At 66.9% G+C, this 14,988-nt stretch carries 13 protein-coding genes and 1 pseudogene; 7 read left to right on the forward strand and 7 right to left on the reverse strand.

The window, feature by feature from the left end:
• The first annotated feature begins 218 nt into the window (after positions 1 to 218).
• The 4 genes from rplU to proB are packed head-to-tail and all read left to right on the forward strand — an operon-like array spanning position 219 to position 3,402.
• Positions 219 to 530, forward strand: coding sequence for a 50S ribosomal protein L21 (gene rplU / locus H7K34_RS00210; protein WP_264058551.1), 312 nt, complete (start codon positions 219 to 221; stop codon positions 528 to 530).
• Between the two features lie 14 nt (positions 531 to 544).
• Positions 545 to 808, forward strand: a complete 264-nt coding sequence (rpmA, locus tag H7K34_RS00215) for a 50S ribosomal protein L27 (RefSeq protein WP_264058553.1) — start codon at positions 545 to 547, stop codon at positions 806 to 808.
• Between the two features lie 51 nt (positions 809 to 859).
• Positions 860 to 2,302: a GTPase ObgE gene (gene obgE, locus H7K34_RS00220; protein ID WP_264058555.1), complete on the forward strand. Its 1,443-nt coding sequence runs from the start codon at positions 860 to 862 to the stop codon at positions 2,300 to 2,302.
• A complete protein-coding gene (proB, locus tag H7K34_RS00225; RefSeq protein WP_165839788.1) occupies positions 2,296 to 3,402 on the forward strand; it encodes a glutamate 5-kinase in 1,107 nt (368 codons plus the stop codon). Before obgE ends, proB begins: the two co-directional genes overlap by 7 nt.
• 2 nt (positions 3,403 to 3,404) lie before the next feature.
• Here the strand turns inward: proB and H7K34_RS00230 are convergent, their stop codons facing one another.
• Positions 3,405 to 4,049, reverse strand: coding sequence for a TetR/AcrR family transcriptional regulator (locus tag H7K34_RS00230; RefSeq protein WP_264058557.1), 645 nt, complete (start codon positions 4,047 to 4,049; stop codon positions 3,405 to 3,407).
• Positions 4,050 to 4,141: 92 nt separating this feature from the next.
• On the opposite strand from H7K34_RS00230, the gene H7K34_RS00235 reads away from it, so the two are divergent.
• Positions 4,142 to 5,410 carry a cytochrome P450 gene (locus H7K34_RS00235; RefSeq protein ID WP_264058559.1) on the forward strand — a complete coding sequence of 423 codons (1,269 nt, stop codon included), beginning with the start codon at positions 4,142 to 4,144 and terminating at the stop codon, positions 5,408 to 5,410.
• Here H7K34_RS00235 and H7K34_RS00240 read toward each other — a convergent pair.
• The 3 genes and pseudogenes from H7K34_RS00240 to H7K34_RS00255 form a co-directional block, all read right to left on the reverse strand.
• Positions 5,407 to 6,243 carry an SIR2 family NAD-dependent protein deacylase gene (locus H7K34_RS00240; protein WP_264058561.1) on the reverse strand — a complete coding sequence of 279 codons (837 nt, stop codon included), beginning with the start codon at positions 6,241 to 6,243 and terminating at the stop codon, positions 5,407 to 5,409. The genes H7K34_RS00235 and H7K34_RS00240 overlap by 4 nt on opposite strands.
• Positions 6,244 to 6,434: 191 nt before the next feature.
• Positions 6,435 to 8,755: pseudogene (locus H7K34_RS26840) on the reverse strand (PE family protein).
• A 431-nt stretch (positions 8,756 to 9,186) separates the two neighbouring features.
• The gene (locus H7K34_RS00255; protein WP_264058570.1) at positions 9,187 to 9,720 is read right to left on the reverse strand and encodes a cysteine hydrolase family protein; all 534 of its coding nucleotides are present in this window, start codon (positions 9,718 to 9,720) and stop codon (positions 9,187 to 9,189) included.
• A gap of 58 nt (positions 9,721 to 9,778) precedes the next feature.
• Here H7K34_RS00255 and H7K34_RS00260 point away from each other — a divergent pair, with 58 nt between their 5' ends.
• Complete coding sequence (locus tag H7K34_RS00260; protein ID WP_264058572.1) at positions 9,779 to 11,821, forward strand: NAD(+) synthase; 2,043 nt, start codon at positions 9,779 to 9,781, stop codon at positions 11,819 to 11,821.
• A 46-nt stretch (positions 11,822 to 11,867) separates the two neighbouring features.
• On the opposite strand, the gene H7K34_RS00265 is transcribed toward H7K34_RS00260, so the two are convergent.
• Positions 11,868 to 12,275: a hypothetical protein gene (locus H7K34_RS00265; protein WP_264058574.1), complete on the reverse strand. Its 408-nt coding sequence runs from the start codon at positions 12,273 to 12,275 to the stop codon at positions 11,868 to 11,870.
• 273 nt (positions 12,276 to 12,548) lie between these two features.
• Between H7K34_RS00265 and H7K34_RS00270 the strand changes: the two genes are divergently transcribed.
• On the forward strand, positions 12,549 to 13,367 hold the full coding sequence (locus tag H7K34_RS00270; RefSeq protein ID WP_264058575.1) for an isocitrate lyase/PEP mutase family protein: 819 nt from the start codon (positions 12,549 to 12,551) through the stop codon (positions 13,365 to 13,367).
• Between the two features lie 111 nt (positions 13,368 to 13,478).
• On the opposite strand, the gene H7K34_RS00275 is transcribed toward H7K34_RS00270, so the two are convergent.
• Both H7K34_RS00275 and H7K34_RS00280 read right to left on the reverse strand, forming a co-directional pair.
• Positions 13,479 to 14,087: a methyltransferase family protein gene (locus tag H7K34_RS00275; RefSeq protein ID WP_264058577.1), complete on the reverse strand. Its 609-nt coding sequence runs from the start codon at positions 14,085 to 14,087 to the stop codon at positions 13,479 to 13,481.
• Positions 14,084 to 14,962, reverse strand: coding sequence for a ribokinase (locus H7K34_RS00280; RefSeq protein ID WP_264058578.1), 879 nt, complete (start codon positions 14,960 to 14,962; stop codon positions 14,084 to 14,086). Before H7K34_RS00280 ends, H7K34_RS00275 begins: the two co-directional genes overlap by 4 nt.
• Positions 14,963 to 14,988: the final 26 nt, after the last annotated feature.

The following is a 14,988-nucleotide window of genomic DNA, read 5'->3' on the forward strand; positions in this document are numbered from 1 at the left end:
TTGTTCGCCGAGGCGGGTCGGCGGCTCGCCAGGGTGCTGGTTTGACCCTGTAGCCGCTGGTCACGTACCCTTGGACAGTTGTCGTCACGCCGGGCAGCTGACTTCGGCCGACGACAGCGGGACTCCCGAGCAATCGGCGCAGATCCGCAACCCAGACCCGCCACGCGCATTGCAGCTTGCACGCGCGCGGAAGACGCGAGGAAGAGGCAGGAGCAACGATGGCGACCTACGCAATCGTCAAGACCGGTGGCAAGCAGTACAAGGTCGCCGTCGGTGATGTGGTCAAGGTCGAGAAGCTCGAATCCGAGCCCGGCGCCAAGGTGTCGCTGCCGGTCGCGCTGGTTGTCGACGGTGCCACCGTCACTTCCGACGCCGCCGCGCTGGCGAAGGTCGCGGTGACCGGCGAGGTGCTCGAGCACACCAAGGGCCCGAAGATCCGTATCCACAAGTTCAAGAACAAGACCGGCTACCACAAGCGTCAGGGCCACCGTCAGCAGCTGACGGTCCTGAAGGTCATCGGAATCAAGTAGCGGAGGCGACAGACATGGCACACAAGAAGGGCGCTTCCAGCTCGCGCAACGGTCGCGACTCCGCCGCCCAGCGGCTCGGCGTCAAGCGGTTCGGCGGCCAGATCGTCAAGGCCGGCGAGATCATCGTCCGCCAGCGTGGCACCCACTTCCACCCCGGCGTGAACGTCGGCCGTGGCGGCGATGACACGTTGTTCGCCAAGGAAGCCGGCGCCGTCGAGTTCGGCGTCAAGCGCGGGCGTAAGACCATCAGCATCGTCGCGGCGCAGAGCGCCGACTAAGCATCGTGAGTGTGTGCCTGGCTCGCTAGGCACACACTGAGAGGACCCCCGATGCCTAGGTTTGTCGATCGAGTCGTCATCCACGCGCGGGCAGGTTCCGGCGGTAACGGCTGCGCCTCTGTTCATCGCGAGAAGTTCAAGCCGCTCGGCGGTCCCGATGGTGGCAACGGCGGCCGCGGCGGCAGCATCGTCTTTGTTGTGGACCCCGCGGTGCACACCTTGCTGGACTTCCATTTCCGTCCGCATGTCACCGCCCCTGCGGGCAAGCAGGGAATGGGCAGCAATCGCGACGGAGCCACCGGTGCGGATTTGGAAGTCAAGGTTCCCGACGGCACCGTCGTGCTGGACGAAAACGGCCGTCTGCTGGCCGATTTGGTCGGTGCGGGCACGCGCTTCGATGCCGCCGCCGGCGGCCGCGGTGGGTTGGGTAACGCGGCGCTCGCGTCGCGCGCCCGCAAGGCGCCCGGCTTCGCGCTGCTGGGTGAGCCGGGCCAGGCCCGCGATCTCACCCTGGAACTCAAGACTGTTGCCGATGCCGGGCTGGTCGGTTTTCCCTCGGCGGGCAAGTCGTCGCTGGTATCGGTGATATCGGCGGCCAAACCCAAGGTCGCCGATTACCCGTTCACCACACTGGTTCCCAATCTCGGTGTCGTCTCGGCCGGCGAGCAGTCTTTCACCGTCGCCGACGTGCCCGGCTTGATCCCGGGCGCGTCCGAGGGCCGCGGGCTGGGCCTGGATTTCCTGCGGCACATCGAGCGGTGCGCGGTGCTGGTGCATGTCGTCGACTGCGCCACCGCGGATCCGGGTCGCGACCCGATCTCCGACATCGATGCGCTGGAAGCCGAACTCGCTGCGTACACGCCCACACTGCAAGGTGATGTGGCATTGGTCGACCTGGCCGAGCGGCCGCGGGCGGTGGTGCTCAACAAGATTGACGTGCCCGAGGCGCGCGAGCTCGCCGAGTTCGTCCACGACGAGATCGCCGAGCGCGGCTGGCCAGTATTCTTAGTGTCGACGGCAACCCGGGAAGGGCTGCAGCCGTTTATTTTTGTGCTCTGGAAGATGATTTCGGAGTACAACGCATCGCGCCCGGCGCCGGTGGCGCGTCGCCCGGTGATCCGCCCGGTGCCCGTCGACGAAAGCGGTTTCACCGTCAAGCCCGATGGCGAAGGCGGCTTCGTGGTCACCGGTGCACGTCCCCAGCGCTGGATCGGCCAGACCAATTTCGACAACGACGAAGCGGTGGGCTATCTCGCCGACCGCTTGGCGCGCCTGGGCGTCGAGGAGGAACTGCTGCGGTTGGGCGCACAACCCGGCTGCGCAGTGACCATCGGCGACATGACATTCGACTGGGAGCCGCAGACCCCTGCGGGACAACAGGTTCCGCTGACGGGCCGCGGCACCGATGCGAGGCTGGAACGTACCGAGCGCGTCGGCGCCGACGAGCGTAAGGCCGCGCGGCGTCGGCGTCGCGAACGCGGTGAAGAATTGTGAGCGCCCACCGCGAAGCGGTCCGCACCGCTCGCAGCCTGGTCGTCAAGATCGGGACCAACGCGCTGACCACCCCGTCCGGGGTGTTCGACGGGGGCCGGCTGGCCGGGCTGGCAGATGCGATCGAGGCGCGGATGAAAGCCGGCACCGATGTCGTCATCGTTTCCTCGGGTGCCATCGCCGCCGGCATCGAGCCACTCGGATTATCGCGTCGTCCAAAGGATCTGGCGACCAAGCAGGCCGCGGCCAGCGTGGGTCAGGTCGCGCTGGTCAACGCGTGGAGTGCCGCGTTCGCCCGGTATGGCCGCACGGTCGGACAAGTGCTGCTGAGCGCCCACGACATTTCGATGCGGGCCCAGCACACCAATGCCCAACGCACCCTGGACCGGCTGCGCGCGCTGCATGCTGTGGCGATCGTCAACGAAAACGACACCGTGGCAACCAACGAGATCCGGTTCGGCGACAACGACCGGCTGTCGGCGCTGGTGGCCCATCTGGTCGGAGCCGAGGCCCTGGTGCTGCTCTCCGACATTGACGGGCTCTATGACACCGATCCGCGAAAGACCAAGGGGGCGCGCTTCATTCCTGAAGTCGCCGCGTCCTCGGATCTTGACGGTGTGGTGGCAGGCCCGGGTAGCGCATTGGGCACCGGGGGAATGGCGTCGAAGATGTCCTCGGCACTGCTCGCCGCCGACGCCGGGGTGCCGGTACTGCTGGCCGCGGCGTCGGATGCCGCGACGGCGCTCACTGACGCCTCGTCGGGCACGGTGTTTGCGGCTCGGCCACAACGGATGTCGGCCCGCCGTTTCTGGCTGCGTTATGCCGCGGATTCGGCTGGGTCACTGACTCTCGATGAGGGTGCCGTGCGGGCCGTGGTGGGGCAACGGCGCTCGCTGCTCGCCGCGGGCGTCACCGCGGTGTCCGGGCGATTCCACGGCGGCGACGTCGTCGAATTGCACGGACCGGACGCGACCGTGGTGGCCCGTGGTGTGGTTGCCTACGATGCGGCCGAGCTCACCGCCATCATGGGCAAGTCCACCTCCGAGCTGCCCGAAGAACTACGCCGGCCCGCGGTGCATGCCGACGACCTCGTTGCGGTCTGAGGTTAGTACGCGGTTTTGAGATACAAAGTGGCCCAGATTATTTCGGCCAAAGTGGTGGCTAGCTCTGCGTCGTAGGAGTCCGGCGCGCTCGGAAGATTCTGCTGGCATGCTCGCTCCACCATCCAGGTCAGTGCGCTGGCCGTGCTGCCTGCCGGTAACTCCGGGCGGATCGAGCCGTCGGCCTGGCCGTCTTCGATGACCCGAGACAGGCGCCCGGTAATCGCGGTCAACAGATTGCGATAGGTCGCGCCCACGACCGCGTCGTAGGCGGCCATCTCGTTCAGCGCGACGAGTACCGGCTGATGCCGCCGATAGCTGGCGACGAGGCCCGCCATCGCCGCGCGGACGTCGGCGGGATCGCGCCGCCCGGCCACGCTCCACCACCGATTCGCGCTCTCGGCCAGATCGGCGAACACCTGGCCGGCGAGCCGGCGCAGCAGGTGTCCCTTGTCCTCGAAGTAGATGTAGAAGCTGGCCCGTGAGATACCGGCCTCGGTCGACAGCCGGTCCACGCTGAGTTCGGTGAAGCTGGCTCCGCCGCGCATCAGCCGCTCCGTGGCGTCGAGCAGCCGGCGCTCCATCTCTTCGCGCCGCTGCTGGCGCGTGTGCTCACGCTTGGGCTGCGCCTTGCGGGTGACCGACGGCATTTGCCGAGCATAACCGATTATTCAACATATTGACTAGACATAGTGTCTAGGCATATTGTTCGACGAAGTTCACGACGGGCGGAGGATCAACGATGGCAGTGCTGACCGGACGGTCCAGCCGTCCCCGTGCCTACGACGCGATTGATCTGTCGTCGCGGGAGTTCTGGTCGACGACGGCCGCCGACCGAGAGCGCTCGTTTGCGGTGCTGCGGGCCGAGCGGCCGGTGAGCTGGCATCCGCCGGTCGAGGACGCCCTGATGCCGGACCCCGATGATCCCGGTTATTGGGCGGTCACCCGGCGCGCGGACATCGTCACGGTCAGCCGCGACAGCGAGGTGTTCCTGTCCGGCAAGGGGGTGATGTTCGAGAGCATTCCGGTGGAGCTGCTCGAGGCATCGCAATCCTTCCTGGCGATGGACCCGCCCCGGCACACCAAGTTGCGCAAGCTCGCCCACGCCGCATTCACGCCACGGCAGGTGCGCCGCATCGAGGAATCGATTCAGGCGAACGCCAAGACCATCGTCGAGGAGCTTCGCGACGCGGGAAGCGGTGCGGATTTCGTCGATCTCTGCGCCAAGGAGCTGCCCATCCGCACGCTCTCGGACATGGTGGGCATTCCGGATTCCGAGCGCGAGCGCATGGCATATGCCACCGACGCGCTGGTGTCCTGGGCCGACCCCGAGTTCCTGAACGGCCGCCCCGCACTGGAAGTCATCTTCGAGCAGCAGATGTACCTGCATCAGGTTGTCGGCACACTCGCCGCCGAGCGGCGCGAGAACCCGGGCGAAGACCTGATCAGCAGTCTGGTGCAGGCCGAGGTGGACGGCGACCGGCTGACCGACGCCGAGGTGGCGGCTTTTTTCGTGCTGCTCTCGGTGGCGGGCAACGACACCACGCGCCAGACCATGAGTCACAGCATCAAGGCGCTCACCGATTTCCCGGACCAAAGGACTTGGTTGCTAGCCGATTACGAGAACAGGATCGGCGTGGCGGTCGAGGAGTTCGTTCGCTGGGCGACGCCGGTCATGACGTTCCGCCGCACGGCGGCAACCGATTTCGAGCTCGCAGGCCAGAAGATCGCCGCGGGAGACAAGGTGGTGATGTTCTACTCGTCTGGCAACTGGGACACCGAGGCATTCACCCGCCCGGACCACTTCGACCTCAGCCGCAGTCCCAACCCACATGTCGGTTTCGGCGGTGGCGGACTGCATTTCTGCCTCGGCGCCCACGTGGCACGCGCGCAGCTGCGCGCGATCTTCGGTGAGCTGCTGCGCCAGTTGCCCGACATTCAGGCAAGCGATGCGACGTACGTGGCGGGCAATTTTGTACACGCCGTGCGCAGCCTGCCGTGTGAGTTCTAGCGCAACGCCAGCTCATCGGCAAGCAGCACCAGCAGTTCTGAGCACCACCCATCGAGCTTGAGGGTAGCCAGCTCATCTCCACGGGTAGGGCCGCGGTTGACGATGGCGACCGGGATGGCGAGTGCGGCGGCGTGCCGCACAAATCGGTAGCCGGAGAAAACGGTCAGCGAGGAGCCCGCGACCAGCAGCGCCTCGGCATCGACGACCAGTGAAAAGGCCTGTGCAACAGTATCTTTAGGCACACTTTCGCCGAAGTAGACGATATCTGGCTTGAGCATGCCGGCGCAGCGTGAACAGTCGAGATACTGGAACGACGTGGTATCGGCGACGACGGCGTCGGCATCGGGCGCCACGGCCAGCCCGCCGATCGCCTCGGCGCGCTCGATGAATCCGGGGTTGAGCGCCTCGAGCTCCTCGGCGAGCGCGGCCCGGCTCATGGTGTGGCCGCAACTCAGGCAGATCACCTGCGCGTAGCTGCCGTGCAGGTTGATCACGTTTTCGCTGCCGGCCTTGGTGTGCAGCAGGTCGACGTTCTGGGTGATCACGCCGGTCACCACCCCGGCCTGCTCCAGCGCGGCCAGCGCACGATGCCCCGCGTTGGGTTGGGTGTCGTCCATGTGCCGCCAGCCGACATGGTTGCGCGCCCAGTACCGCTGTCGGAACACCGGATCCGAGGTGAACTGCTGGATGGTCATCGGATTACTCGGCGGCGAATCAGGCCCGCGATAGTCGGGAATGCCCGAGTCGGTGGAAATCCCCGCGCCGGTCAGCACCGCGATCCGGCGTCCGGCCAACAGCGCGACCAGTTCCGGAGCTTCGGGGCGGCTAGGCACGTATTCGAGAGTACGGACTCGGCTTTGTGCAGACCGTTGATCGCCTCGCCGAGCGCACTATGGAACGAATCTGCAATGTTGGCAACCGAGTTGCCAACCGAAGCCGAGATTCCAGCGCCGACGAGATGCTCGGAGAAGCGCAGCGCGGTGTAGTGGCCGAAACAACGCCGGCGATTCAGCTATCGGTGTTGCTATTTCGAGCCCGTAATTTCTTTTATGAATACTAGCAACTTCAAGAGATTCCCGCGCCGTTTCGCTATCGGGATATTGGGGGTACGGACAGGGGGCGGGACAAAGGGCTTCGGCGTGGGTTCGGATTTTGGCTCATCGCGCGTGCCGTCTGGTCCGTTTTTACCCTTCGTCCCGGCAGTGCCCGAGTCGCCGGCGGTTCCACCGGTGTTGGCCTCTCCGCCCGCTCCGGCTTTACCCCCAGCGCCGCCGGTTCCGCCCTTTCCGCCGGCGCGGCCGGTGCCTGTGCCGCCGGCACCGCCGTCGTCGCCGTCGCCGCCGTCGCCGCCTGTGGCGCTGGCCGTGCTGCTCTCCTGGTCGGAGTTGAGCCCGCCGACGCCGCCGACACCGCCGGCCCCGCCTTTGCCGCCGTTGCCGCCGGGGGTGTTGGCAGGTCCGCTGCCGCCGTTACCGCCTTTGCCGCCTTTGCCGCCGACACCGGCTTGGCCACCGGCAGCGGCCTCGCCGTCGCCGTCGCCTGCGCTCCCGCCGGCCCCGCCGCTGCCTCCGGCCCCGCCGCTGCCGCCAGCTAGGCCCTTACCGTTAGCGCCGTCGGTGCCGGTCCCGCCGGCGCCACCTGCACCGCCAGCCCCTCCGGCGCCGTTGGTGCCGCCATCACCCGCAGCGCCGCCGGCCCCGCCGACTCCGCCGGCCCCGCCCGCGTTGCCGGGCTGACCTGCCCCGGCTGCACCGCCAGAACCCTTGCCGCCAGCGCCGCCGCTCCCGCCGGCGGCACCGGCACCACCAGCACCGGCAGCACCGACCTCACCACCCGTACCGCCGGTGCCCGCCGCGCCACCCGCGCCGGCCGCACCACCCGCACCGCCAGCACCACCGGTATCGGTCAGGTTGCGTGCACCGTTGCCGCCGGCACCACCGTCTCCACCGGCGCCGCCTTTACCGCCGGATCCGTTCACACCGCCCGGACTGTCACCACCAGCCCCGCCTGCGCCACCGGCACCACCAGGGATTCCCGCTCCGCCGGCACGCCCGGAGTCTGCTGCGGCATGGATACCGGCGGTACCTCTGCCGCCGTTGCCCCCATCTGCGCCCGCACCGCCGGCGCCGGGGGCGCCGGCTTGGCCACCAGAACCCCCAGTACCCGCAGCGCCACCGACACCACCAGCACCCGCGGCGCCACCAGCACCGGCCGTGCCAGCCAAACCACCGCCGTTGCCGCCGCGGCCCGAGGCGCCGCCGGCCCCACCGTCACCACCATTGCCGTTGACGCCCCCCACGCCACTATCGCCACCAGCACCCCGGCGCCTCCCGCACCGCCGCGATACCCCGGACCACCCGAGTTGCTGGTGCACGCAGGACCGACCGCGCCCGCACCGGCGGCACCCCCGGCGCCGCCGGTGCCGCCGGCGCCGGCAGCACCGGCCACCCCACCAGAACCCCCGGTGCCCGCCGCACCACCGGCACCCGCTTTTCCGCCGACACCGCCAGCACTGCCCGCGCCACCATCCCCGACGGGATTGTTGAAGCCCGCCGCACCCGCGCCCCCTTTACCACCAGCCCCACCAACGCCGCCATCGCCATTGACGCCCCACACACCGGCATTACCACCAGCCCCACCAGCCCCGCCGGCGCCGCCAGCAGACCCGGGAGTCGCAATCCCCGACACTCCACTGCCGGCTACCCCTGCGGCCGCCGCGCTGCCGGCGCCGCCAGCACCCCCGACACCCCCGGTACCGAAGACCGCCGCCCCGCCGGCCCCGCCGGCCCCGCCAGCACCGGCAATCGTCGTCGCGGTACCCGCAACCCCGGCCCCGCCAACGCCACCAGCGCCGCCAGCACCGAACCACCCCGCTTCCCCGCCAGCACCACCGGCTTGACCCGGTCCACCCGGGGCGCCCTTGCCGCCGTTACCCCACAGAATCCCGGCATCCCCGCCACGACCCCCCGGTGTCGTGGCATCCGCGCCGTCACCGAACCACGGACGCTCCGACGACGACTGGGGCCCCACACTGAAGTCGCTGGCCAATCCCTCTAATTCCGCATTAGCCGCTTCGGCATCGGTATACGCCAGCGCCGAGGACTGCATCGATTCCGCCCACCGCTGCTGCTGGGCCCTGGCCAGTGCATGCAGCTCCTGATACGCCTGACCATGGGCGTTGAACCGCTCCGCGAGCAGCGCCGACACGCCATCGCTGCCGGCACCTACTACCCCCGTGGTCGCTACTGCCGCACTGGCACCCGCAGTGCCAAACCCCGACTCGACCCGAGCCAAATCCTGTGCCGCTCCCAACACCAATTCCGGATCCACCGACACAAACGACACAAGCCCAACCCTTCTTGTATAGAACACCGTCACTACCGGCGATTAACGAGACCGTAACAGGGGAAGGGCGCGTAGTTCCTTAGAAAACTAGAAGAATTTCCAGGAGTTTCAAACGTCTTTAGCTCGCGGCCCGCGCAGGGCTCCTCGTTGCCGCGAAGCCGGTGTAATTGGCCTTTTCCAGGATGAGGGCGGATGGTGGTTGGCGCCTCGGTGTGCCAGGACTCAGAAAATTATCGAGTTGTTGAAAGACATGAGTCAGCAACCCGATCGGGGTGGCTATTACGTCGATACGTCCACGTCGGCCAGGACGCGGGTAGTCTCGCTCACGAGATGATTAGGCGCCATCAATGCATCTGGGTTGCCCCGGGTTGCGCAAGCCTACCTTTGACGAATTCCTCTGGTGCACGGAAAGATTCGTGCGCAGACCTTCCTTAATCGAGGCAGTCTGCCGCTGTGGTCAGCTTGGCTGACATATTCTGTTCCATCATCTTGCACGCCGCCGCGCCCAGTTCTTCGTCGATGTGGGCGACGGCATCGGTCGGAACCACGACCTGCAGATGGCGCACGTAGGCGTCGAGCGCGCTGTAGAGGATGCACTGCTCGGTGACGGTCAGGATCAACCGTTCGGTGCTGAGCCGATTGAGTAGGTACTCCAGCGGGGTCGAATAGAACGCGCTGTGACGGACTTTGGTCAGCAGTCGGCTGCCCTTGACCGGCACGATCGGCTCCACAAGGTCGGGATGCGCGCCGTGGCATGCGGATTCGACCAGGTCGGTGAACTGTGCCGTGAAGTCGCCGTAGTTGTCGTTCACATAAATCAGGTCTACGTTGTCGCATTCACGCGCGCGGCGGACCAGATCGGACAGCGGACCGAGGATTTTGCCGACATTGGGTACCAGTACTTCAGCATCGTCATGCCGGTAGCTGTTCATCATGTCGACGACCAAGACTGCGGTATCACTCATGCCGAAGTGATACCCGGCGCATGCTCATGAACACATAACAGGCGACAATGGAAGGGCGATGGACTTTTACAACAGCTACAGCCAGGGTTTTGTCCGAGTCGCCGCGTGCACGCACCACACGACGCTCGGCGATCCGGCGGCCAATGCTGCGTCGGTGTTGCGGTTGGCCGGCGAGTGCCACGACGAGGGTGTCGCGCTGGCCGTCTTCCCTGAGTTGACGCTGTCCGGCTACTCGATCGAGGACATCGTTCTGCAAGACCTATTGCTCGACGACGTCGAAACGGCGCTGCTGGATGTTGTCGCCGCATCCGCCGACCTGCTGCCCGTCTTGGTGGTCGGCGCCCCGCTGCGTTACCGGCAGCGGATCTACAACACCGCCGTCGTCATCCACCGCGGCGTGGTGCTCGGGGTGGCGCCTAAGTCGTATCTGCCCACTTATCGGGAGTTCTACGAGCACCGCCAGATCGCGCCCGGCGACGACGAACACGGCATCATCCGCATCGGCGACATCGAGGCGCCTTTCGGCCCCGATCTGCTCTTCGAAGCGGCTGACCTTCCCGATTTCGTGCTGCACGTCGAAATCTGCGAGGACATGTTCGTGCCGATTCCGCCCAGCGCGGAAGCGGCGTTGGCCGGTGCGACGGTGCTGGCCAACATGTCCGGCAGCCCGATCACGATCGGGCGCGCCGAGGATCGCCGGCTGCTGGCGCGCTCCGCGTCGTCGCGATGCCTGGCCGCCTACATCTACGCCGCCGCGGGGGAGGGCGAGTCGACCACCGACTTGGCCTGGGACGGCCAGACCATGATCTTCGAAAACGGCGTGCTGCTGGCCGAATCCGAGCGTTTCCCCAAGGGAGAGCGACGTTCGGTCGCCGACGTCGACACCGGGCTGCTGCGCTCGGAGCGGCTGCGGATGGGTACGTTCGACGACAACCGGCGCCATCACCGGCCATTGACGGACTCGTTCCGGCGCATCGAGTTTCAACTCGACCCGCCCGCCGGTGACATCGGATTACGACGCGAGGTCGAGCGCTTCCCGTTCGTGCCGGCCGATCCGCAACGGCTGGAACAAGACTGCTACGAGGCTTACAACATCCAGGTCTCGGGGCTCGAGCAGCGGCTGCGTGCGCTGAACTTCCCGAAGGTCGTCATCGGGGTATCCGGCGGACTGGACTCGACGCACGCGCTGATTGTCGCCGCACACGCAATGGACCGCGAAAACCGGCCGCGCAGCGACATTCTAGCGTTCACACTCCCGGGCTTCGCCACGGGGGAACGCACCAAACGCAACGCGATCGAGCTATGCCGGGCGCTCGGCGTGACCTTCCACGAGATCGACATCCGCGACACCGCGACGCTGATGCTCAAGGAGATGGATCACCCGTTCTCCCGCGGCGAGAAGCTCTACGACGTCACCTTCGAAAACGTCCAGGCCGGCCTGCGCACCGACTACCTATTCCGGCTGGCCAATCAGCGCGGCGGGATCGTGCTGGGCACCGGCGATCTCTCCGAGCTGGGCTTGGGTTGGTCGACCTACGGAGTCGGCGACCAGATGTCGCACTACAACGTCAACGCCGGGGTGCCCAAGACGCTGATCCAGCACCTGATCCGCTGGGTCATCTCGTCGGGGCAGTTCGAGTCCGACGTCGACGCGGTGCTGCAGTCGGTGCTCGACACCGAGATCACTCCCGAGCTGATCCCGACCGGTGAGGAAGAAGAGCTGCAGAGCAGCGAGGCGAAGGTCGGACCGTATGCGCTGCAAGATTTTTCGCTGTTTTACGTGCTCCGCTACGGGTACCGCCCATCGAAGATCGCCTTCCTCGCCCGGCACGCATGGAGTGATCCCGAGCAGGGCAACTGGCCGGCCGGATTCCCCGACGACAAGCGACCGTCCTATCAGCTCAAGGAGATCCGGCACTGGCTGCAGATCTTCGTGCAGCGGTTCTACTCGTTCAGTCAGTTCAAACGTTCGGCATTGCCCAACGGCCCCAAGGTTTCCCACGGCGGCGCACTGTCGCCCCGCGGAGACTGGCGCGCCCCGTCGGACATGTCCGCGCGCATCTGGCTCGACGAGATCGAGCGCGAGGTGCCCGAAGACTAGCTCGAAGCCCGCCCGGAATTACCGAGCGGGCTCGAGCATTGGCGGCTTATGTCCGCGCGCGGCGCCAGCCCTGGTACTGCAGCTCCGCGAAGAGCAGCGTGTAGATGCCGGAGCCCAGGGTAAGGACCACGCCGGTGGCGGTCAACGGGAAGACATCGGCGAGCACCAGAACGACGGCGGCCACGGTGTAGAGCAGGTTGCCGAGCACGACGGCCATGCCGGCGCGGCGCACCGACGGGAGAGCCGCCAGCCCGAATACGAGGACGCCGTAACTGATCAAGAACGCGGCCATGCCGTACTCGAACGCCTTCGTGGTTCCGGATACGTTGGCCAGGTAGCCGGCCAGCGGAATTCCGGCCAGGCCGACTAGGCCGCTGATAATGGCGTCGGCGCGCATCGCGAGGCGTAGAAATCCGTCGCGAGTACCTGTGCGGTCAAGAGTGGTGGCGGACATAACGTTCCTTTCTGGTGGCGTTACCGATACCGTCGACGTTGCTTAAAAGGCACTGCCAGATCGACGCCTTGCGCTGCCAACTACTGCCAACCGCAGGTCAGACCGCTCTTTACTGATCGGCCGATAACTCGACTTCGCGCAGCTGGCGCAGGGCGCCGGCGAGTTCAGCGAGCGTTGGTGTGCCGAGTGCAAGTCGTCCGGTTGTCTTTCCCGAAGAAAACCGGGAAGTGATGCGAAAGCTGGTGCTGCGGTGCGTATGAAAAGGAGACCCTCATGACGCAAACCGAACACTACGAACAGTTCTTGGCGCTGCACCAACAGCCGGACGCGTTTGTGATGCCCAACGTGTGGGATGGGTTGTCGGCGCTGATCTTCAAGAGCGCCGGATTCGCCGCGTTGGCGACTTCGTCGGCGGCGCTGGCCGCATCGCTGGGCCGCCGCGACGGGCGCCACACCGTGAGCGCCCCAGAGCATCTGGCGCACGCGAGGTTGCTCATCGAAGTCAGCGGATTGCCGGTGAACGGCGACCTCGAGGACGGTTACGGCGAGACCCCCGAGGAGGTGGCCGCAACGGTGCGCGCCGCAATCGACACGGGATTGGCGGGGCTCGGGGTGGAGGACACGTCCGGCGACCCCGCCCAGCCGATACGGGGCTTCGACGAAGCCGTCGCACGCGTGCGCGCCGCCGCGCAGGCGGCCCGCGGTCGCATCGTGCTCACCGGGCGGACCGACAATTTCATCCAGGGCCGCAACGACCTTGACGACACGATTCGCCGGCTCACCGCATTCGCCGAGGTGGGCGCCGATGTCCTTTACGCCCCGTACCCACCGGATATGGCCGCAGTCGAAGCGATCGTAAAAGCGGTCGCCCCGAAGCCGGTCAACATTGTGGTAGGTACCAAATCGGAGCGGCCCACGGTGGCACAGCTGTCGGCGGCCGGGGTCAAGCGCATCAGCACCGGTTCGGCGTTGTACAACCACGCCGCCGCGGCGCTGCAAGCCGCGGCGACGGCCCTGAGCAAGGGCGATCTGGCGACCTCTACTACGGGGACGCCGTTGCCGGAGGTGCAGGCACTGCTTCCGAGTCCCTAGCGCTTGTGGGTGCCGGTCAGTGCGCCGCGGATCAGCACATGCCCGGCCATCGCGGCCAGCAGCGCCTTGGCTCGACACCGCGATCGCCCACGACGTGCGCTCAGACCCGCGCTAACGAATCAATCCGATGCCCGGGACGAAGCGGCCGACGGTCGCCGCATAGGCCCGATACGCATCGCCATGAGTTCGCGTCAAGTGCGGCTCCTCGACAAAGCGGACCTGCAGTTCGATCGTCACGACAAGCAGGATAAAGCCCGCGCAGGCAACGAGATTCGGTGTTACCAGTGCTATCCCGAAGCCGAACGTGAACATGGCGGTGTAGATGGGGTTGCGCACCCGCCCGAAAACGCCGGTGTGCACCAGCGCGGTGGTCTCCCGTTGGTCGACCCCGATCCGCCAGGAATCGCCCATCTCGAGTTGGGCGTATACCGTTGCCACAATGCCCAGCAGCGCGATCACGACCCCGGCGAGCTGGATCCAGGCGGCGCCCAACGCGTGCAACGGCGCAATAACGTGGCACAGCTGCAGGATTGGAGCGCTCACCGACACCATCAGTGCGACAGCAAAGCCGGCACCGGCGGTCCATTCGGTAATTCCACCGCGGATCCGGCGATAGCCGGTGGATCCGGTGCGCCGATACTGCAGCCAACTGCGCCAACCGAATCCGAACGCCCCGAAAGCCGCAAACAGCACCAGGGCAATGACAGCGGCGCTCTTCATATCGGCCCCGGCAGTGCCGCGTCGATCGCTTCAGCGTCCGGTGCGCAGTCACCGGCACCGGCTACCAGTGTCGAAAGTGCGGCCGCGGTGCAGGCGCGCTGGAGGGCGGCCAGTCGCTGCGCCCGCGAACCCGGCTCGCGTGGCCAGTGCGCTGCCAGCACCCCAGCGAAGACGTCACCGGCGCCGGTGGTGTCCACCGCGCTGACCGTTGGCGCAGGTATCCAGAGCTCGTCGTCGGGACTGACATAGCGGGCGCCGCGGGCGCCGAGTGTGGTCACCAAATGGTTTGGCCGCCAGGGCAATTCCTCGGCTTCTACTTCATTGGCGACTACTACGTCCGCGAGCTCCGCCAGTTCGGCCAGCGCGCTGCGTTCCTGGCCGCATGGTGACACGTTGACAATGACGACCGCTCCGGATGCTTTGGCTTCGCGTGCCGCGACCACCGCGGTGCAGATGGGAATCTCCAACTGAGTCAACAACACATCGCAGCCGGCGACGACTGCGCGGGTGGCCGCAGCGGTCAGGGTCAGCCGGCCGTTGGCGCCCGGCGCCACCACGATGGTGTTGTCGGCCCCGGCATCGACCACGATGATCGCCGTACCGCTAGGGCCGGCCACGGCAACGGTCGCGTCCAGCCCAACGCCGTTGGCCGACAGATGCGCCCGCAACGGTTCGGCTGCGGCGTCGTCGCCGACCGCACCGACGAATTGCACGTGCGCCCCCGCACGTGCCGCGGCGACGGCTTGGTTGCCGCCCTTGCCGCCGGGTGCGTAGCTCAACGAGGAAGCCAACACCGTCTCGCCCGGGCGTGGCAGGGCGCCGACGTCGCAGGTGATGTCCATGTTGACGCTGCCAACGACGCAGACCTGAGTCATCTCGGCAACGTTAGTCCGATCAGGCC

This window comes from Mycobacterium montefiorense (genome assembly GCF_025823255.1).
In the GTDB taxonomy this organism is placed as follows: Bacteria; Actinomycetota; Actinomycetes; order Mycobacteriales; family Mycobacteriaceae; genus Mycobacterium; species Mycobacterium montefiorense.